Raw genomic sequence first — 20,114 nt, 5'->3', positions numbered from 1 at the left:
CCATGGCCCATCCGCCCGAAACCCGCCAACGGCTGCGCCAAGCCTACGTCTATGACCGTCTGTCGCTGGAGGCGGCGGCCGACCGGGTCGGCGTGCCGCTCGGCACCGCCCGGCGCTGGAAGACCCAGGCCGAAGGCGAAGGCGACGATTGGGAGCGTGCCCGCTCCGCCGCCAGCCTGTCGTCGGCCGGCGCCGGGGCGGTGGCCCAGATCGTCCTGCAGGACTTTCTGACCCTGCACCAGAGCGTCACCAGCGAAGTCATGGACCTGCCGAAGGAAAGCGCCCTGGCGAAGGCGGAAGCCATGAGCCGCTTGGCCGACGCCTTCACCAAGACGATGAACGCCACCGCCAAGGCCGCCCCGGACCTGCACCGTTTCGCCGTCGCCTCGGAGTTGCTGCAAGAGCTGGCGGCCTTCGTCTCCCAGCGCTACCCCCAGCATGCCCCCGCCCTGGCGGAGGTGCTGGAACCCTTCGCGCTTGAAACGGCGCAACGGTACGGCTGATGGCGAAGCAGGACGTCAAGGCGGCCGACTTCCTCAAGCGGATGGCGGAGGTCGGCGCGGAACTGCGCCGCACCATCGAAGCGCAGGTGGACGGCTTCGATCAGGACCCGGCGGCGTCGGCCGCCCGGCGCAAGCGGGCGGAGGGCGATTACCGCTTCTTCGCCGAGACCTATTTCCCCCACCACTGCCGGGGGGTGGCGTCCAGCTTCCACGAATGGCTCTTCGAGACGCTGCCCTGGATCGTGACGCGGCCGGAGGGCATCCGCTATGCCATCGCCGCACCGCGCGGCAACGCGAAGACCACCCACGTCTCCCAGATCTTCGTCCTGTGGTGCGTGGCGACCGGGCGGAAGACCTACCCCGTCATCCTGTCCGACGCCACCGATCTGGCCGCCGTCGTCCTGGAAGGCATCAAGGCGGAGATCGAGGTCAACCCCCGTCTGGCCGCCGACTTCCCGGAGCTGGCCGGGCAGGGGCCGACATGGCAGGTGGGCGAGATCGTCACCCGGAACGGTGCGAAGTTGCAGGCGCGGGGGTCCGGGAAGCGCCTGCGCGGTTTCCGGCACGGTGCCCAGCGCCCCGACTTGGTCGTCTGCGACGACCTGGAGAATGACGAGAATGTCCGCAATCCGGAGCTGCGCGACAAGCTGGAGGGCTGGATCGACCGCACGGTGGAACCGCTGGGGCCGCCGGATGGCTCCATGGACCTGATCTATGTCGGCACCATCCTGCATCACGACGCCGTGCTGGCCCGCAAGCTGAAGAACCCGATGTGGCGGCACAAGATCTTCCGGGCGATCCTGCGCCAGCCGGACCGGATGGACCTGTGGGAGCGCTGGGAAGAGACGCTGAGGAACGAGGGGGAGGCAGCGGCCGACGCCTTCCACGCTGCGCATGTCGCCGAGATGGAGGCCGGAACCGAAGTGCTGTGGCCCTCCGTCCAGCCCTTTGTCCGGCTGATGAAGATCAAGGTCCGCATCGGGGAAAGCGCCTTCAACAGCGAGTATCAGAACACCGTCAGCGACACCAATTCCCTGTTCGGACAGGTCATCTTCTGGGTTCAGCCGTCGCGGTTCTGGGTTCATTTCGGCGCGCTGGACCCCAGCCTGGGAAAGGAAAGCAAGCGCAACGATCCGAGCGCCATCCTGGTCGGCGCGCTGGACCGCGAAACCGGGATCCTGGACATCGCCCATGCCGCCGTCCGCCGCCGCGTTCCCAGCCTGATCATCGACGACGTGATCGCGGCGCAGAAGGAATTCGGCTGCCTGCGCTGGGGCATTGAGACCGTCCAGTTCCAGGCGTTCCTGATGGAAGAGCTGGTGAAGAAATCGGCCAAAGAGATGATCCCGGTGCCGGCGATTGCCCTCACCCACCAGTATTCCAAGGAGCTGCGGATCGAGAGCCTGGAACCGCATGTCCGCAACGGCCTGATCCGCTTCGCCTCCAACCAGACGGTGCTGCTGGAACAGCTGCGCCACTACCCGAACGCCGACCATGACGACGGCCCCGACGCGCTGGAGATGCTGTGGCGCGTCGCCTTCCTGCATGCCGCCAGCGGCATCCCGCGCACGGCCGGCCCCCGGATGATTGCCGGCCGGGCCGGCGGCCTGTCCGATTTCTATGGAGGTTGAGTCCATGGCCCGCAAGCGCCGCCAGACCTTGCCCGCGCCGTCCGCCAGCCGGTCGCCGGTGCCGGCCGATCTGAGGGTGGAGGTCGCCTCCGCCCGCAACGACATCACCGTGCCGCTGTTCGCCGGTGTTCTGCGTCCGCAGGACGACGTGCTGTTGGCGCGGGGCGGCGGCAAGGGTCTGCGGCTCTATGACGAGATCGAGCGCGACGCCCACGCCTATGCGGTGTTGCAGAAGCGCAAGCTGGCAATCGTCGCCCGCGACTGGGAGGTGCGGCCGGGGGCGCCCGGCCGGGCCGGCGCCAAGGCGGCGGAACTGGTGCAGACGGCGCTGGACGCCTTCCCCTTCGACAAGGCGTGCCTGGACTTGGCCGGCGCCATCCTGAAGGGGTTCGCGGTCGGAGAGGTGATGTGGCGCCAGGAAGCCGGCTTCGTCCTGCCCGCGGAGTTGCGCCCGCGCGATCAGCGCCGCTTCGTCTTCGACGAGGACGGGCAGCTGCGGCTGCTGACCTGGGAGGCCATGGTCAACGGGGAGGAACTCCCGGACCGGAAGTTCGTCGTCCACCAGTTCGGCTCGCCGGTCGGCGACCCCTACGGCCTGGGACTTGGGCACAAGCTGTTCTGGCCGGTGTGGTTCAAACGTCAGGGCATCGGCCTGTGGCTGGTGTTCGCGGAGAAGTTCGGCACTCCCACCGTGAAGGGCCTGTTCCCGCCGGGAACGTCGGACGCCGATCAGGACAAGCTGCTGGGCATCCTCTCCGGCCTGTCCGGCCAGACCGCCTTCATCGCCCCCAGCGGCACGGAGGTCTCGTTGCTGGAGGCCGCCCGCTCCGGCGCCGTCACCTACGACGACCTGGTGCGGTACATGGACGAGCAGATCAGCGAGGCCGTGCTGGGCGAGACGCTGACCACCAACATCGGCAGCGTCGGCAGCAAGGCCGCCGCCGGTGTCCACAACGAGGTCCGGGCGGAGCTGACCGACGCCGATTGCGATCTGCTGTCCGGGACGCTGAACGCCTCGCTGGTCCGCTGGCTCGTCGATGTCAACATGCCGGGCGCGCCCTATCCGACCGTCTGGCGTCCGCGCCCGACGCAGGAGGCCGATGTCGAAGATCTGGCCCGGAAGCGGGCGGAACGCCTGACGGTCCAGATCGGCGCGGCGACCGCGGCGCGGAAGGCGGGCTATCGGCCGGAGGACCCGGCCGCGCCGCTGGCCGATCAGATCGACGGCCGGTGGGTGTTGGCCCCCAAGGAGGCGGCGCCGTCTCCCTCCTTCGCCGCGCCGGCCGCGCCGCGCGACGTGGTGGACGATCTGGCGGACCAGTTGGACGTCGCCGCCGCTCCGGCCATGGACGCGATGGTGGATGGCATCCGCGCGCTGATCGACGAGGTGGAGGCGACCGGCGGCGGCCTGGACGAGGTGGCGCGCCGGCTGGCCGCGCTGCATCCGATCCTTCCGGCCGCGCCGCTTGCCGAGCTGCTGGCGCAAGCCATGCTGGTGGCGGAGCTGGGCGGGCGTGCTGAAATTCTGGATGGGGCATCCGCATGACGGTGTCCATCCCACAGGTTCCCCCGCCGGGAGGCTGGCGGGGGACGGGCTGCGCTAACAGCCCGAACCGCGAGGGTAAAGCTCGCATGACCGAAGTCATCCCGCCCCCAGCGCTGGGGACGGGCACCATAGGCAGTAATTCGAATGGAGGAAATCCGTTGCGGATCCTGCGCCAAGCTGTTGGCGCGCGGAACCGCGGAAATGCTGGAGATCAAGTGTCCGCGTTGCGGCACGCTGAACCATGTGAGGGTCGCGAACCCCCCACCAGAACGCCCAAGAGCGTCCGACTCGACACAGGACGTTCATGGGAAACATGGTTGGGGAGCATCCCCGTCTTAGCGCGGTCGGTACGCGCGGCTATCTGTACGACCATCAGGACAATCGGAAGGTTATCGGCTTCGGCGACGCGGAATTCCGCGTCGCCACGATCCCCCGCGCCATGGCGGCCGACATCATCGTTCGCCACCATTATTCCGGGCGCATCGTCCAGAACAGCTACATCCACCTCGGCGTGTACCTGCGCGGAAAGCTGCTGGGCGCCCTTCAGTTCGGCTACGCCATGAACCCGGCGAGCGGCAAGAGCGTGGTGGCTGGAACCGGGAACCGCGAGTACCTCGAACTCAATCGCATGTGGTTGAGCGATGACGTGCCACGCAACGGCGAAAGCATGGCGATCAGCTATGCAACGAAATACATCAAGGCGGCCTATCCGGACGTCCAATGGATCCAGTCGTTCGCGGACGAGCGGTGCGGATGCTGGGGCGTGGTCTATCAAGCCTGCAACTTCGTCTATTGCGGCTTCCACTTGACGACGTTCTACCACCTGGACGGCGAGTGGTATCACGATCTGCTGGTGACGGCTCACAAGAAGGGCGGCGGCCGGGGGGCGTTCCTGCGCGCCAACCTGCATCGGGCGGAAAAGCACCGTTTCCGGCAGTTCCGATATGTCCTGTTCCTGCGGCAGGCAGCGCGCAAGCGGTTGCTGAAGAAGGTTCTGCCTTATCCCAAACCCGGATTGGAGGATGCCGGTGGTCGAACCGCTGCCCTTTGACGAAGCCATCACCTTCTTCCGCCGCAAGGTCAAGCTGCCCAGCCGGGCCTGGACCGACCTGAAGGAAGGCGCGCACGCCCGCGCCTTCGCCGTCGCCGGTGCCACGTCGGCCGCCTTGTTGGAGGATTTCCGCAAGGCGGTCGACCGTGCCATTGCCGACGGGACGACGCTGACCGACTTCCGCAAGGACTTCGACCGCATCGTCGCCACCCATGGATGGAGCTACAACGGCACCCGCGGCTGGCGGTCGGCCGTGATCTACAACACCAACCTGCGCACCGCCCGCGCCGCCGGGAAATGGGCGCAGATCGACCGGGTGAAGGCCGACCGGCCCTATGTCCGCTATTCCGCCATCCTGGACAGCCGCACCCGGCCGCTCCACCGGGAATGGCACGGCACCGTCCTGCCGGCCGACGACCCGTGGTGGGACACCCATAACCCGCCCAACGGCTGGAACTGCCGCTGCACCGTCCAGTCCGTGTCCGCCGCCGATCTGGAGCGCTACGGCTGGACGGTGTCGGAACAGGCGCCCGCCACCGCCCTGGAGAACCGGCTGGTGACGCTGGCGGACGGCTCCAAGGAAGTGTGGCCCACCCCGGAAGGCATCGACACCGGGTTCGGCTACAACGTCGGCCGGGCGTGGTTACGGGGGGCGGTGCCGCCCGAATTGCAGGAGCCTCTGCCGGACTATGATCCGGACGTCCAGACCCGTCCGGCCGATCTGCTACCGTTGCCCGACCCGGCGCCGGTGGCGGCCGACCGGCTGTTGCCCGACGACTTGGAGCCGGAAGAGTACGTCAACCGCTTCCTGGACGAGTTCGGGGCGACCCCAGACTGGCCGGCCCCCTTCCGCGACGTCACCGGTACGTTGCTAGCGGTCGGCCGCACGCTCTTCGAAACGGGGGCCGGCAAGCTGAAGGTCACCAAGTGGGGGCGTGAGCGCTATCTGCTGCTTGCGGCCGATGCGTTGCGCGACCCCGACGAGGTGTGGGCGACGTGGGCGAAAGTCGAAGGGGAACCGGTGCTGCGCCGCCGCTACATCAAGCGGGTGGAACTGCCGGATGGCGCGGGTCTCTACACCGTGTTCGAATGGTCGCGGAAAGGCTGGATCGGCGTCACCAGCTTCGCGCCGGAACGCGCTGGCTATCTGGATCGCCAGCGCATCGGTGCGCTGCTGTTCCGACGCGGGGAGGGATAAAGGGCGCGGGCCGCCGCCGGCCCGTGCCAGTGACGGCCCTTCTGATCCCGGCGGGCAGGCCGGTACCGTCACGGTCAAAATATATTCTTGCTTCCTTGCTTTGTCCAATCTTGGATCGAAATATCCTATTTAGAATTTGAAACGATCTTTCCCTTGGCGATTAAATAGGTGACAAATGACGCGCAGGCTCCGATCATAAACAATGCTTCTTCAGTCTCAACTTGTGCTGATGAATTTTCAACAAGAGCATGGCGAACGCCCTCTTCGTCGCTTGTATAGCCATAGAGGCAACTAAATGCTGCTTTTAGGGCGGGATGAATTCTACTGGTCTTTTCTAACTTTGCTAATGCTGGTGCAAGAGTATTTGCGCTTGGTTCCATAGATCGTGCCACCGCTTCCACCGCGTGTATCGCTTCACGAACAGCCCCGGCATTGTCTCCGCTCTCAAATTCCTCTATAGCTTTTATTATATGCGAGCGAGCGCCGCCATATTCAGATTTTGAAAGTGCATCGAGCGCACTAACTACAACTGATTTTTCAGCATCGCTTGAAATTGGAAAAAAAGTCTTTCCGTCTACTAAGAAATAAGCCGATTTATGTTTTTTTAGTACGGAGTCAATTACATTTATGAATTGATCGTTCTGCTTAAGGGTCCTTATGATGAACTGGAAAAGGCCGAATACTTTTATGTAGTCTCCCTTCAAGCATATTTTCTTTAATTCTGGTATCCAATTTTCTAGATTATTGGTATATTCATCAATAGGTCTGTTAAAATGATATAAATGGAGCCGCTCCAGTATCGGAGACCACTTCTGTCCCGCATATTCATTACCGTTATAACCACTTGTTTGTTTATCTCTTTGGATGCTTACGAAAATCATTGACCAGAGTTCATTTCTGAGGCTGCTTGACAACTCTTTTAGTTTTAGTGGTGAAGGCAAAGGTTCTTCTCCCTCTGCTTGCGCAAATGTCATTGAATGACGATCAACATAATTTTTATTACTCATTCTTATAAAGACCTTTCTTGCGGATGGACGGTGTTGAGCTTCGTGACATTGGGGGATGCCTAATGCGATATAGTAGCGGAAGCTCCTTTCCAAAAAAAAGTCCTCTATCCCTGTGGTCTCTTTGAAAACCCCGTAGGATCGCCGGCAGGGCGTTCGGAGGCTTCTTTGGTACCGAGGTGGCTACCGATCCCGGCACCCCCCGTTAAACCCCCGTCAAAAATGCCGTATGGGGCTATTCGGAAGAGGGGGTTTGCATGCGGAAGGGAAACCGGGCCATGATGCCACCCACCCCCATCGAGCCGACGCCTATACGGAAGTCGTTCCGCGTCGGCTGAAGGCGGTAATCCCGTCATGGTTCCCTCCGCATCCCGGAGGCCCAACCCGTGACGACGACGCCCACCGCTCTTCCCCGTTTCGAGATTTTCGCCCCTGGCCGCCACACGGCCATGAACGGCGACACGCTGTCGTTCGCCGCCGGGGATCTGGCGCAGACCGCGACCATCTACGATCCCGCGCTGGTGCAGGCCCCGCTGTGCGTCGGCCATCCCAAGCACGACCTGCCGGCCTATGGCTGGGTCAAGTCGCTGTCGGTCGAGGATGGCCGGCTGGTTGCCGAGACCGAACAGGTCGACCCTGCCTTCGCCGCCGCCATCGAGGCCGGCCGCTTCAAGGCCCGCTCCGCCGCCTTCTTCCATCCGGACGCACCGAACAACCCGGTGCCCGGCACGTGGTATCTGCGCCATGTCGCCTTCCTGGGAGCAGCGGTGCCGGCGGTGGCCGGGCTGAAGCCCATCGCCTTCAGCGCCGACGATGACGGCGTGGTGGCCTTCGGCGCCGTGGAACCCGGCCGGCTGGCATGGTCGCTCCGCGGCATCGCCTCCGTCTTCCGCGGCTTCCGCGAGTACCTGATCGAACGTGACGGCGCGGAGAAGGCCGACGCCGTCATTCCGGCTTGGCGCGTCGACGATCTGATCGGCGATGCTGCCCGGTTGGAAGAGGACAGCCCGGCCTTCGCCACCCCCGTTCCCGCCCCCGAAGAGGACCTTATGACCAAGACCCCCGACGCGGCCGAACTGGCGCGGCGCGAGGCCGACCTCGTCCAGCGCGAGGCCGCCTTCGCCGCCGATCTGGCCCGGCGACAGGCCGCCGACAATGCCGCTTTCATCGACGAGCTGGTGAAGGACGCCCGCCTGCCGGCCGGCTTGAAGAACGAGACGCTGGCCTTCATGGCCGCGCTGCCCGCCGCCGGTGACACGGTCGCTTTCGCCGCCGCCGATGGCACGTCCGTCAAGAAGACGCCGTCGCAGGCGTTCCGCGATCTGCTGGGCAAGTTGCCCCAGACGGTCGATTTCAGCGAACGCGCACCGGCCGACCGGAAGGACGCCCCCGCCGCCGCCTTCGCGGCGCCGTCCGGCTACAGCGTCGATCCGGATCGTCTCGCCATCCACCTGAAGGCGCTGGACCACCAGAGCAAGAACCCCGGCACCGATTACGCCACCGCGGTTCGCGCGGTCGGCGGTGTCTGAGAAGGAGCACGGCATGTCCCAGGCACTATCCCTCATGTCCCTGTCCTGGCGGGCAACGGCATCGGTCGCCGCCTGCCGTTGCGTTGGCTTCGACGGCGCGCAGATCGGCGTCAAGGGCGCCAAGGTGGCCGGCGTCTCCGACTACAGCGCGGCTGAAGGTGAGATGTTCGCCGCCACCTGTGTCGGCACCGCCATGGTGGAGGCGGGCGCCGCCTTCAATCCCGGCGACAGCCTGATCGCCGATGCGCAGGGCCGGGCCATCCCCGCCACCGGCCCGCTGGCCGTCAAGGCCGGCGCCACCGCCGTCACCTCCACGGCCGCCAACGGCGCCGCCGTGTTGCAGGGGGCCGATCTGCCCGAGTTCGTGTTCGCCGATGCGCTGGAGGCCGCCACCGGCCCCGGTCAGCGCGTCGAAGTCCTCTTCCGCCGGTAAGGAGCCTCCATGCCCGACATCAACACCCGGTCGGCCCGCGTCGTCGACCCGATCCTCACCACCCACGCGCAGGGCTACCGCCAGCAGCAGTTGGTGGGCGAATTGCTGTTCCCCCGCGTGCCGGTGGCCGTCAGCGGCGGCAAGATCCTCCAGTTCGGCAAGGAGGCGTTCATGCTCTACAACGCCGCCCGCGCGCCGGGCGGTGCCACCAAGCGCGTCCAGTTCGGCTATGAGGGCCTGCCCTACGCGCTGGATCAGGAGCGCCTGGAAGGCAAGGTGCCGCGCGAATGGATGCGCGATGCGTCGGCGGTTCCGGGCATCGACCTTGGGCAGCGGGCCATCAACGGGGTGATGAAGATCCTGACGCTGGCGCTGGAATACCAGCAGTCGCGGCTCGCCCGCAATGCGGCCCTCTATGACGCCAATCACAAACTGGCGCTGTCGGCCGGAGACAAGTGGTCGGCCGCCACCGGCAAGCCCGTCACCGACATCAAGGATGGCAAGGAGGCGGTGCGCGCCTCTACCGGCGTGAGGCCGAATGTCTGCCTTCTGTCGCCCTCCGCCTGGAGCGCAGCGTCGGAAAACCCGCAGGTGCTGGAACGGCGCAAGTATGTCGAGAAGGGTCCGGTCACGCTGGACGAGTTCGCCCGGATGATCGAAGTGGAGCGCGTCGTGGTCGGAGAGGCTGTCTATCACGACGGTCAGCAGTTCCAGGACGTATGGGGCAACGACTGCGTGCTGGCCTACGCACCGCAGGTGTCCAGCGGCATGGAAGAGCCGAGCTACGGCTACACCTACACGATGGACGGCAACCCGCTCGTCGAACAGCCCTATTACGAGAACAACCCGGCATCCTGGTTCTACCCGACCACCTTCGAGCGCGCCCCGGTCCTGACTGGTGAGGCGGCCGGCTTCCTGATCCAGAACTGCAAGTAAGGGGGCGGCCATGGTGCGCGTGCTCATCCATCCCGTCCTGTCGCCCGTCAAGGTCGCCGGCCGGAAGCTCATGCCGGGCGACCTGATCGCCGCCGGCCACGTCCTGCCCGACGATGACGTGGACGAGCTGGTGAAGCGCTCCGTGATCGGGCCGGCGGAGGAACGGGACTTCGACGAAGGCGATCCGCTTCTGCTGTTCCCGGTCGACGACGCGCCTGCCGATCCCCTCAACGAGACCGTCGCCGGCCCGACTGGGCATCCGGCCGGCACGGACGGGAGCGGCGGCGTTGCGGCCGCCGCCGCTCCCACCCCCACTCCGCCCGTCGACGTTCAGCCGGCGGCCAAGCCGGCCGGCCGGGCCGGTCGCGGACGAGGCGCGTCATGACCTACGCCAGCCTGTCCGACCTGATCGCCGCGTTCGGCACCGACGACCTGATCGCGCTGACCGACCGGGCGGACCCGCCGGCCGACGCCATCGACGAGGGGACGGTGGCCGACGCGCTCGCCGGGGCGCAATCGCTGATCGACGGCTATCTGGCATCCCGCTACGCCACGCCGCTGGCGACGGTGCCGGACGTCGTCCGGCGCTGGGCCTGCGACATCGCCCGGCATCGTCTGTACCTGAACCGGGGCGGCCCGACCGAACCGATCCAGAAGGCTTACGACGACACCCTGCGCCAGATGCGCGACGCGGCCGATGGACGGGTGCGGCTGGCCGTCGCCGGTGTCGAGGCGCCAGCTTCTGCCAGCGGCGGCGGCGTCAAAGGCGTGGTCCCGCCCCGTATTTTTGACGCCCGCGGATTGGAGGGGTTCCGATGACCAACGGCTTCAGCGTTTCCGTCTCGCTGTCCGACGACCGCATCCAGGCGGCGCTGGGCAGGCTGACGGCGGCGACCGGCGACCTGACGGCGGCCTTCGACGACATAGGCGCCGCTCTGGTCACCTCCACCCTGCGGCGCTTCGAGACCGAGACCGACCCGACCGGCCGGCCCTGGCGGCCCCTGTCGATTGAGACGATCATCGGTCGTATCGGCAGCCGGGCCAAGACCTTCACGTTGAAGGGCGACCTGCGCAAGCCGGCGGCCCGCTATGTCGCGGCGCTGAAGATCCTTCAGCATCGCGGCCATCTGAAGGGCGGCATCCACCACCGCGCCACGCAGGACGGGGTGGAGGTCGGGTCCGACCGCATCTATGCCCGCATCCACCAGTTCGGCGGCAAGGCTGGCCGGGGCAAGAAAGTCACCATCCCGCCGCGCCCCTTCCTCGGCATCGACCGCGACGACGAGGCGATGATGCTCGGCATCCTGCGTGCCCACATCGGCCGCGCCCTTGGCGATGGGGTGGCGTGATGCTGGCGGACGTCGTCACCCGTCTGAAGGACTGCCGCGAGCTGCGCGCGGTGGAGGGCATCATCGGCCTGTCGGCCGTCAAGGGTGTCCCGCCCGCCACGCCCTGCGCCTTCGTCTTCCCCCAGGCGGAGAGTGCGGCGCCGTCCGCCACCTTTCTCGCCACCGACCAGACCGTGTCGCAGACCTTCGGCGTGCTTCTGATCCTGCGGTCTGCCGGCGACCTGAAGGGCGCGAAGGCGGCCGACGTCATCGGCGGCTGGCGCGACGCCGTCAACGGTCTGCTGGCCGGCTGGCAACCGCCGGGGGCGGAGACCCCTGTCGAATATGCCGGCGGTTCGCTGGTCGACATCGTCGACGACAGCGTGTGGTGGCTGCTGCGCTACCGGAACACCTTCCGCATCTGGAGCTGATCCATGGACCCCACCGACACCGGCCGGGGCGGCCGATACCACCTGGACGCCACCGGCGCCGTCATCCGTGCCGACGCCGTGCCTGCCACCGAAACGCCGCTCCCGCCGGATCCCGACAGCAAGCGCCCGGCCGGCCGGCGCCGCCCCTCTACCTCCGTCTCCACCACCGACACTCAGGAGTGACCCCCATGTCCGGCCCGTTGTTCTGGCGCAAGACCACCGTTCTGGCGGAGGTGGAGACCACGTACGGCACCGATGCCGCTCCGACTGGCGCCCACGCCATCCGGATCAAGGACGCCAGCTGCGTGCCGCTGGACGGACAGGTGATCGACCGCGGCTATGTCCGCGGTTTCATGGGCGCCAGCGAGAAGACCCACGTCGCCGTCCACCGCTCGTCCAAGTTCGCCTGCGAACTGTCCGGATCGGGAACCGCCGGAATCATTCCCGGCTATGGCCCGCTGCTGCGCTGCGTCGGCCTGGGCGAGACGATCCGTTCGGCCGCATCGACGGTGCAGGCGTCGCCGGGCACACCGGCCGCTGGCAACACCGGGACGCTAACCTACGCCATGGGCGCCGCCTATGCCGGGACGGTCGACCGCGTCGCCACCATCACCTGCACCACCGCCGGTGCCAGCGGGGCCGCCAAGGTGACGGTTGCCGCCCCGGCGGTCGACGGCGCCACCGCCTACAACGTCGCCAACGTCACGGTTACGACCGGCACGCCCCTGGCACTTCCGGGCGGTGCCACCATCATGCCCACGGTCGGCACGGCTCTGGCGGTGGGCGACAGCTGGACGATTGCGCTGGGGGCGGCGCTGACCCGTTACCATCCCGTGTCGGACGATTTCGAGTCGGGCAGCATCTACTTCTTCAAGTCCGGCATCCTCTACCGCCAGCGGGGCACCCGCGGCAACGCCACCCTGTCCTTCACGGAGAAGGACGTGCCGAAGATCAGCTTCGACACCAAGGGGATGTGGGAACGCCCGCTCGACCAGTCGCCGCCGACCCCGGCCCCGGTCGGCTTCACGAAGGGTCTGGTGCTGTCGAGGGACAACACCCCTGTCGCCTCGCTGTTCGGCGTCGACATCGTTCTGACGTCCCTGGAAGTCAATCTGGGGAACAGCTTCGAGTACAAGGACCGGCCAAATCAGGCCGAAGTGATCCTGGCGCGGCCGGGCACGACGGCCAGCATCAAGTTCCGCTACCCGAAGCTGGCCGACTTCGACGTGGAGATGGCCGCCCACGACGACCTGACCGGCGCCCTGCACATCGTCCATGGCACCGCCGCCGGGAACGTCGTCGACCTGTCGGCCCTGCGCGTCCAGATCACCGAGCCGAAGCAGGAACAGGACGGGGAAGAGGTGGCGTGCTCCGCCACCCTGACCTTCCTGCCGTCCGATGCCGGCAACGACGATTTCACCCTCACTGCCCGCTGACTTCCCCCAAGCCGTAAGGAACGCCGCCCATGTTCGTCTTCAACGAGGTCAACACCTTCTGGAACAAGGCCCGCATCTACGACCCGACCGAAGGTTTCCGCAAGGTCGCCAAGGAGGTGGATGTGGAGTTCCGGGTCATGCCGCCGGAATTCATCACGGAGGTGGCAGACCGCGGCCTGCGCGCTCGCAGTGCCGGCGAAATCTGTGACGACACCCGTCTTGTACTCGAACAGGTCGTGGTCGGCTGGAAGGGCATCAAGGTCGGGGCGAAGGATGGCCCGGATTTCGAGTTCAGTGACGAGGCTCTGCTGAAACTGATCGCCATCCCTTACGTCCGCTCCGCCTTCATGGATGCCTACTGGGAAGGCGTCAACGGCAAGGCCCGCAAGGGAAACTAACAGGCGCCGTCCGGCTGTGGGCATCGGGCGGCGCCGGGCGGGGTGAGGACAACCGGGACGATGCCGAAGGCTTCTTCGGTGTCGCTGGTGACGAAAACCCGGCGGACGATGCCCCCTATGTCGTCTGGCCGGAGAACCGCCCGGCGCTGGAACTCTTCCTGGCGCTGGGCACTCAGTGGCGCCGGGCCGGACTGGACGGACAGGCCACCGGCCTGGACTACGGGGCCATCGCCCCGACCGCCGCCCTGATGGGCATCACCACCACCCCCGAGCTGTTCGGCGACATCCGCGACATGGAACAGGTCGCGCTTGAAGTCTGGCAGGAACGCCTGGAGAGGGACCGGCCGCAATGAGCGACATGACCCTGGTTCTCCGCATCAAGGCGGACGGCACGGCGGAGGTGGTGGGGGCCGCCAAACAGGTGGAGGCCGCCGTTGCCGGCATCGGTGCCGCCGGTGCGGAAGCCGGCCGGATCGCCAAGGCCGCCACCGACGAAGCCGCCCTGGCGCAGGCCAAGCTGGCCCGCCTCGTCCAGGAGACGGCGACGCCGGTGGAGCGGCTGAAGGCGCGGCTGGCGGAGCTGGAGACGCTGGCGCCCTTCGCCGGCACGGCCGAACAGGCGCGCGCGCTTGCCCGTGCCACGGACGAGTTGGATCGCGCCATCGCTTCCCATTCGGACGAGGTGCGCATAGCGGCGGCAGCGCAGGAGCGGTTGGCCGATCTGGTTGAGAAGACCCGGACCCCGGTGGATCGCCTTCAGGCGACGCTGGCGGAACTGGAGCGCCTGCGCCCCTTCGCCACATCGGTCGAAGAAGCGCAGGCGCTATCCCATGCCATCACGGCGGCCGAAGCCGCCCTGGAAGGGCACAGCGAAGCCGCCCGGCAAGCTGCATCCGCGCAGTCCCGGCTGGCGGCGCTGATCGACGAAACCCGCACTCCGGTGGAGCGCCTTCAGGGCCGGCTGGCCGAACTGGCCGCTCTGCGCCCCTTCGCCACCACCGAGGCGGACGCGGACGCGCTCACCCGCGCGATCACCTCCACCGAAGCGGCTCTTGAGGGGCAGAGCACGTCGGCCCGTGACGCGGCGGCGGCACAGTCCCGGCTTGCCGCCATCATGGTGGAAACAGCGACGCCGGTGGAGCGGCTGCGTGCCCGCCTGGATGAGCTGCGCGCTCTGCGTCCTTTTGCCCAGTCGATCCCGGAAGCGCAGGCGCTCGCCCGCGCCATCGAGGCGACCGAAACCGAGATCGCACAGTCCACCGACGCGGCCCGCGCTGCGGTGGCGGCGCAGGGGCAGCTTGCCCAGGTCATCGCCCGGACGAGGACCGAAGGCGAAAAGCTGGAAGCCGAACTGCTGCGGCTGGAAGCACTCCGCCCCTTCGCCCGCACCGGCGAAGAGGCGATAGCATTGGAACGCGCCCTGGCCCGCGTGCGTGCCGGGATGGCCGCCACCAACAGCGGTGCCGCCGCCATGGCCCGCACCACGGGGCTGGCCGCCCATGAGATGACAAACCTGTCCTTCCAGGCGCAGGACTTCATCGTTCAGGTCGGCAGCGGTCAGGGCATTTTCCGGCCGCTGTTGCAGCAAGGGCCGCAGGCCGTCATGGCCGTGGGTGGCCTGTCGCGAGCCATGGCACTGTTGTTGACGCCAACCAGTCTCGTCGCGGCCGGCTTTGGCGCCGTGGCCCTGGCGGGCGCCACCGTGCTGGCCCGTGCCTCCGCCATCACCGCAGAAGTGCGGGAGATGGACATCCGTCTCCGCGCGCTCAATCCCAACCTCAACGCCACCGGCGCCGCCCTGCGGACGATGGCACAGGGCATTGCAGACGAGCGCGGCGTCACCCGGCAGGACGCCACGTCGGCCGTCCGCACCATTGCCCTCAATCCCCGCATCGGCGATGCCGCGCTGGTGCGGTCGTTGGCTGCCCTGGCGCAGGACGTCCAGGCCGTCCTGGGTGGATCGGTGGAAGAGGTGGCCGCGAAGCTGGCCGATGCGTTTGCCGGCGGTGCCGCGGGTGTACGGAAGCTGGATGAGGAGCTGGGTTTCCTTTCGGTCGAAGAGGCAAAGAACATTGCCCTGATGGGCCGCCATAGCGATCAGACTGGTGCGTTGGCGACGGCCATGGAGGCGCTCCAGCGCCGCTTCGGTGGCGCCACCAAGCAGATGCGGTCAGACGCGGCTGAGGCATTCCACGAATTGGAACGGGAGTGGGATAACCTCATCGAGAAGCTGGGTTCCAGCGATCTGGCGCAAGCGTTGATGCGCGGTCTGGGGCAGGCGCTCAAGGGCATGAGCTGGTGGGTTGCCGGCATGCCGGAGGAAATCCAGAAAGCGCGCGATCTGGCGGAGACCAGCGCGTTGCTGGATCGGACGCGCAATGAGTTGGCCGGCATGGTGGAGCGCGGGCATGGGGACATGCCGCCGGCAAACAATCTGCGTCAGCAACTCCAGGCGCTCCAGCAGCGATATTACGATCTTCAACGGCAGAATGGGCCGGCCGGCGGAAGGGCTACCGCCCCGCCGCTGACCCGGTCGGCGAACGACATCACGCCGGAGATCAGCCAGAGCGCGGCGAACCAGAAATGGCTGAACGACGAGCGTCAGGCCTATGAGGATCTGTCCGTCGCGATGAAGGGGACCGCCGCTCAACGCGTTCTCAATCGCGCGGAGCTGGAGGCAAACCGCGAGGCAGACCGGCGGAACATGGGCGACACGGCCCGGCTGGGGCTGATTGAACTGCGCCGCAAGGAAGCCTTGGTGGAGATGACTGCGGCGGAAAATGACCGCAGTTCCGCCGTCGACCGGGCAACCACCCTCAATACCCAGTACACGCAGGAACTCCTGCGCTTCACCTCGTCATCTGCCGATGCGGTGGAGCATACCATTCGTCACAAGGCGGCCATGGAGGCGCAGGCCGCCGCCGCCAGCAACGCCGCCGTCAGCGTCCAGGCGATGACGAGCCAGCTGGTGCTGTCGGCCGCCGCGCAGGCCGCCGCCGATGGCGCCAAGACCGTTTCGGATCTTCAGACTCGCGTGGAGTGGGAAGAGAAGGTCGCCGATGCCGCCCGCGGCGGGGCGGCGGCACAGGCGGAGGCGGAGCGACAGGCGGAGGCTGCCGCTCAGACCTCCGCGCTGTTGGGCGCTGCGCAAGCCGCCGAAGCCGAAGGGGCGGCGGAGCTGGGGCAACTGCTGCGCGAGCTGGCAGCCGATTATGAGACCCTGTCGAAGCGGTCGGACGAAGCCCGGAAACGCCGGCAGGGTGAGGAGTCTCTGCGTACCGCTCGTGCCGAGCTGGAGATGGCGCAGGCCGAACTGGGGCTGATGGGGCGGGCGGAGCCGTACCGGGAGCGGGCGCTCCGTTCCCTCCAGATCCAGCAGCAAGCCGCGCAGATGGCGAAATCCGCCACCACCGAACAGATCGCGGAGTGGGTGCGCCTTCAGGAACAGATCGCCGACGCGCAAGCGCTGGTCAATTTCCAGAAGGAGGTGCAGGCGACATCTAAGGAAATCGCCGGCAGCATTTCGGAAAACCTCTATGACCGGCTGATGGACCCGAGCAAGGCCACCAGCATGGTGGACGTCTTCAAGTCCATCTTCAAGCGCATCGCCTTGGCGGCGCTGGAAGCCAACATCGTCCTGCCCATCGTCACCCAGGTGGTGGGGGCGATGCCGTCGCTGTTCGGGATCCAGGCGCCTGCCGGTGCCGGCGGGGTTGCCGGTGCGTCGCAGGGATCGGGCGGGCTGATGAGCAACGCCACCAATCTGTTCAGTCTCGGCCGGGCTGGCTGGCAGATGCTGAGCGGTGGATCGGGCTTGGCCGCGACGCAGGCGGCCGGCTCCTTCGCCACCAGCAGCTTGGGCGAAGCGCTCGGCCTGTCCACGTCTGCGGCTGGGGTGATCCCGGAAGCCGCTGCCACCGACATGATGCTGACCAGCACCGGCAACGCCGTTGTCGGTGCCGCGGGCACCATCGGTGCGGCGATGCCCTATGGCGTGGTGGGCGGGGTTCTGGGTGGCTTGGCTGGCACGGCGATGAACAGCAAAGCCGGTGGCGCGCTGGTGGGCGCTGCTGCCGGTGCCGGTGCCGCCGGCATCGGTGCCGGCATCTGGGGCATGTCTGCGGTGGGTGGACCGTGGGGCATCGCTGCCGCTGCCGTCATCAGCGCCGTTATGGCGATGCTGGGCACGCAGAAGAAGACCGTCGGGCCGAACAGCTCGGGTAACGTCACGCTGGACGGCTCGGGTGGGTTTCGGACCGATCAGGCGCTCGCTGACAATGGGGCCGATGCCGGCCAAATGCAGCAGGTGACCGACTCCATCGCCAAGGCAATGAATGCGGTTATCACCGGGATCGGCGGCAAGCTGACCGGCGGCGACGGCGCCAACACCGGCCTGATCCAGTATTTCCAGAAGGACAACAAGTGGTTCGTAACCCCGCAGGTGGGCGACAAGGCGGGGCAGAAGACCGAGTTCACCGACCAGAGCCAAGCCGTCCAGTTCTACATGCGGGAGAGCCTGAAGGGGCTGATCGGCAACGGCTCGCTGACCGGGGTGAACGATGACGTGAAGACGGTGCTCGCCAAGAGCAACGCCACCACGTCGGAATCGCTGACCAAGCACCTTCAGCTGGCCGCCACCTTCCAAGACTCGGTCGACGCGATGAACAATGCGATCGGTCTGGAGGATACCGCCCGCAAGCAGGGCAAGACCGCGGCGGCCGACCTGACCATCGCCATCAAGGACTTCCGCCAGACTGCATCCGATGCCGGGCTGGACGCGACCAAGGCCGCCAACGCGACCCGCAATTGGGTCGACACGCTGGTGTCCGGCGCTGACCCCAAGACCTACACCGTCTATGAGGCGCAGGCCGCACAGTACCGGGCGCAGTGGTCCAACATGGGTGATGTGCTTCAGGCCGTCGGTTACTCCGCCGCCGATGCGGCAAAGAAGATGGACGAGGGGCTGAACAACAGCCTGAAGAAGCTTGCCAAGACACTGAACACCAGCCTCGACCAGCAGATCAATTCGGCGCTGGGGCGCGACTTCCTGAACCAGATCACCAAATCGCTGGAGGACGAACAGACCAACGCCCGCGATCTGGCCGCGGTGGGGGAGCCGATCACCAAGGCGCAGACCCTGCGGGCGGCGCAGCTCAACAGCATCATGACGCAACTGAACGCCACCCAGCTGGACGTCATTACCTCCACCTATGGGGCGACCAGCGACATCGGCAAGCTGGCGCAGACCATCAAGGCGATGAGTGCCGACGCCGGCACCACCGCGGCGAGCCTCGCCTCTTTCCAGGCCGATGTGCAGAGCCGGCTTTATGGTGCGCTGGGCAACACCCGCGGATCGGAGCTGATTGCGCTCGATGTCCAGCAGGCCAAGGCCCTGGCCGATGCGAAGACCGCCGGCTACGACACAACCGTGCTTCAACAGGTGCAGGCGGCTGAGCGGGCGGCCAAGGCCTTCCAGCTAGCAAAGGCTGACGTGGATGGGGCTTATGAAGCCCAAATCACGGCGCAGCAGGACTACATCACCACCCTGAGCAACGGTGCCGTAAAGATCGCACAGTCGGCCCGCGCATTCCGGTCGGCATTCGACAGCCTCGCCCTTGCCGATACCTCGCCTCTGTCCGACAAGGAGCGGCTGGAGGAGGCTCGGCGACAGTTCGGCACCGCCGCAGGGACCTTCCGCAGCCAGACCGCAACCGACGACGAGCGCGAGGCGGCAAAGCAGAGCTTGCTGTCTCTGGGACCGTCCCTGATCCAGTTGGCGCGGAGCTATTTCGGCCCCACCAACAGCACGGATTATGACTGGGTCCGTGAGGTGTTCGCGGAGTTCGGCGATACTACAGCCATGGGTGTGGATGCGGCGGAGCGACAGTTGGCCACCGCCAACAAGACGTTGGCGGAGATGCAGGCCAACCGTGCCAGCGCGGCAGCCATCGGGCAGATGCAGTACGGAGAGCTGTCTAGCCTCAACAGCATCATGAACCAATCCTATCTGGTCTGGCAGTCCTCGCTGACCGCGCTTCAGCGCATGGCGGGCACCACCTCCAGCACGTCGCCCACCACCCTGGTAGACGCCACCGTGGAGGACAAGCGCCGCCGTCTGGAGGCCTTCAGCAACGCGGATATTGAGGCGGCTTTCGGCCAATTCGCCGACATCCAGGCGGCACGGCAGGCCAACCCGGCCTTCAATTTGGCGCTGTGGTTCCAGACCTACGGTCTGTCCGAGGTGCTGAACGGCACTCGCAAGATCCCCGGCTTTGCAACCGGCACCGACAGTGCCCCGGCCGGGTGGGCATGGGTGGGTGAAAACGGTCGGGAGCTGATCCAGCTGGCCGGCGGGGAACGGGTCTACCCGCACACCGAGAGCAAGGCTATCGCGCAGTCCTGGGCAACTGCCAACGATCACCTGCCAGTCAACGCAACCGGCTTCCGACCCCGCGTCACCACCTCCGATGCCGGCCTGAGCGCTCTTGCAGCCGAGATCCGTGCATCTCGGGAGGCGGCGCGACGGAATGCCCGCGAGATCGGTGCCGCCGTCGCCGATGCCGCCGACAGGCAAGCCGCCGTCGCGCGCGAAGAGGGTGTCGAACTGCGGCGCCGTGTCGACAAGCAAGGCGCGGATTTCAGGATTTCCCTGTCTTCCCTTCAATACAACAAGAAGAGAGCAGCTTAATT

General features: G+C 66.7%; 19 protein-coding genes. 18 read left to right on the top strand and 1 reads right to left on the bottom strand.

Features of this window, described 5'->3' with window-relative positions:
* The first annotated feature begins 2 nt into the window (after positions 1–2).
* The 6 genes from VH569_RS13235 (at position 3) to VH569_RS13210 (ending at position 5,929) form a co-directional block, all read left to right on the top strand.
* Positions 3–503 (top strand): DUF1804 family protein, encoded by a 501-nt coding sequence (locus VH569_RS13235; RefSeq protein ID WP_423315745.1) that lies wholly within the window; start codon positions 3–5, stop codon positions 501–503.
* Complete coding sequence (gene terL / locus VH569_RS13230) at positions 503–2,134, top strand: phage terminase large subunit (RefSeq protein ID WP_423315744.1); 1,632 nt, start codon at positions 503–505, stop codon at positions 2,132–2,134. The genes VH569_RS13235 and terL overlap by 1 nt, the downstream gene beginning before the upstream one ends.
* Before the next feature lie 4 nt (positions 2,135–2,138).
* Positions 2,139–3,680: a DUF935 domain-containing protein gene (locus VH569_RS13225; RefSeq protein WP_423315743.1), complete on the top strand. Its 1,542-nt coding sequence runs from the start codon at positions 2,139–2,141 to the stop codon at positions 3,678–3,680.
* Positions 3,681–3,824: 144 nt separating this feature from the next.
* Positions 3,825–4,019, top strand: coding sequence for a Com family DNA-binding transcriptional regulator (locus VH569_RS13220; RefSeq protein ID WP_423315742.1), 195 nt, complete (start codon positions 3,825–3,827; stop codon positions 4,017–4,019).
* Complete coding sequence (locus VH569_RS13215; protein WP_423315741.1) at positions 3,985–4,731, top strand: hypothetical protein; 747 nt, start codon at positions 3,985–3,987, stop codon at positions 4,729–4,731. The genes VH569_RS13220 and VH569_RS13215 overlap by 35 nt, the downstream gene beginning before the upstream one ends.
* A complete protein-coding gene (locus VH569_RS13210) occupies positions 4,703–5,929 on the top strand; it encodes a PBECR2 nuclease fold domain-containing protein (protein WP_423315740.1) in 1,227 nt (408 codons plus the stop codon). The genes VH569_RS13215 and VH569_RS13210 overlap by 29 nt, the downstream gene beginning before the upstream one ends.
* Positions 5,930–6,054: 125 nt before the next feature.
* Here the strand turns inward: VH569_RS13210 and VH569_RS13205 are convergent, their stop codons facing one another.
* Positions 6,055–6,936 carry an AbiJ-NTD4 domain-containing protein gene (locus VH569_RS13205; protein WP_423315739.1) on the bottom strand — a complete coding sequence of 294 codons (882 nt, stop codon included), beginning with the start codon at positions 6,934–6,936 and terminating at the stop codon, positions 6,055–6,057.
* Between the two features lie 383 nt (positions 6,937–7,319).
* Here VH569_RS13205 and VH569_RS13200 point away from each other — a divergent pair, with 383 nt between their 5' ends.
* From VH569_RS13200 to VH569_RS13145, 12 genes are read left to right on the top strand one after another with little or no spacing between them, the layout of a single operon-like run.
* Positions 7,320–8,462: a hypothetical protein gene (locus VH569_RS13200; protein ID WP_423315738.1), complete on the top strand. Its 1,143-nt coding sequence runs from the start codon at positions 7,320–7,322 to the stop codon at positions 8,460–8,462.
* Between the two features lie 13 nt (positions 8,463–8,475).
* On the top strand, positions 8,476–8,895 hold the full coding sequence (locus tag VH569_RS13195) for a capsid cement protein (protein WP_423315737.1): 420 nt from the start codon (positions 8,476–8,478) through the stop codon (positions 8,893–8,895).
* Between the two features lie 9 nt (positions 8,896–8,904).
* Positions 8,905–9,831, top strand: a complete 927-nt coding sequence (locus VH569_RS13190) for a hypothetical protein (protein ID WP_423315736.1) — start codon at positions 8,905–8,907, stop codon at positions 9,829–9,831.
* Between the two features lie 10 nt (positions 9,832–9,841).
* On the top strand, positions 9,842–10,216 hold the full coding sequence (locus VH569_RS13185) for a hypothetical protein (RefSeq protein ID WP_423315735.1): 375 nt from the start codon (positions 9,842–9,844) through the stop codon (positions 10,214–10,216).
* Positions 10,213–10,650, top strand: coding sequence for a gp436 family protein (locus tag VH569_RS13180; protein WP_423315734.1), 438 nt, complete (start codon positions 10,213–10,215; stop codon positions 10,648–10,650). Before VH569_RS13185 ends, VH569_RS13180 begins: the two co-directional genes overlap by 4 nt.
* A complete protein-coding gene (locus VH569_RS13175; protein WP_423315733.1) occupies positions 10,647–11,180 on the top strand; it encodes a phage virion morphogenesis protein in 534 nt (177 codons plus the stop codon). Before VH569_RS13180 ends, VH569_RS13175 begins: the two co-directional genes overlap by 4 nt.
* On the top strand, positions 11,180–11,590 hold the full coding sequence (locus tag VH569_RS13170; RefSeq protein WP_423315732.1) for a phage tail terminator protein: 411 nt from the start codon (positions 11,180–11,182) through the stop codon (positions 11,588–11,590). The genes VH569_RS13175 and VH569_RS13170 overlap by 1 nt, the downstream gene beginning before the upstream one ends.
* Before the next feature lie 3 nt (positions 11,591–11,593).
* Entirely contained in the window at positions 11,594–11,773 is a 180-nt protein-coding gene (locus tag VH569_RS13165; protein ID WP_423315731.1) for a hypothetical protein, read from the top strand.
* 5 nt (positions 11,774–11,778) lie between these two features.
* Complete coding sequence (locus VH569_RS13160; protein WP_423315730.1) at positions 11,779–13,026, top strand: hypothetical protein; 1,248 nt, start codon at positions 11,779–11,781, stop codon at positions 13,024–13,026.
* Positions 13,027–13,055: 29 nt separating this feature from the next.
* The gene (locus tag VH569_RS13155; protein WP_423315729.1) at positions 13,056–13,424 is read left to right on the top strand and encodes a hypothetical protein; all 369 of its coding nucleotides are present in this window, start codon (positions 13,056–13,058) and stop codon (positions 13,422–13,424) included.
* On the top strand, positions 13,385–13,777 hold the full coding sequence (locus VH569_RS13150) for a DUF1799 domain-containing protein (protein WP_423315792.1): 393 nt from the start codon (positions 13,385–13,387) through the stop codon (positions 13,775–13,777). Before VH569_RS13155 ends, VH569_RS13150 begins: the two co-directional genes overlap by 40 nt.
* Positions 13,774–20,112, top strand: coding sequence for a phage tail length tape measure family protein (locus VH569_RS13145; RefSeq protein ID WP_423315728.1), 6,339 nt, complete (start codon positions 13,774–13,776; stop codon positions 20,110–20,112). The genes VH569_RS13150 and VH569_RS13145 overlap by 4 nt, the downstream gene beginning before the upstream one ends.
* Positions 20,113–20,114 lie beyond the last annotated feature (2 nt).

Source organism: Azospirillum sp. 11R-A (assembly GCF_049472615.1).
GTDB classification, from domain to species: Bacteria; Pseudomonadota; Alphaproteobacteria; order Azospirillales; family Azospirillaceae; genus Azospirillum; species Azospirillum palustre.
Note: the sequence above shows the minus strand (reverse complement) of the source record. Positions and strands in the feature narration are given on the sequence as shown.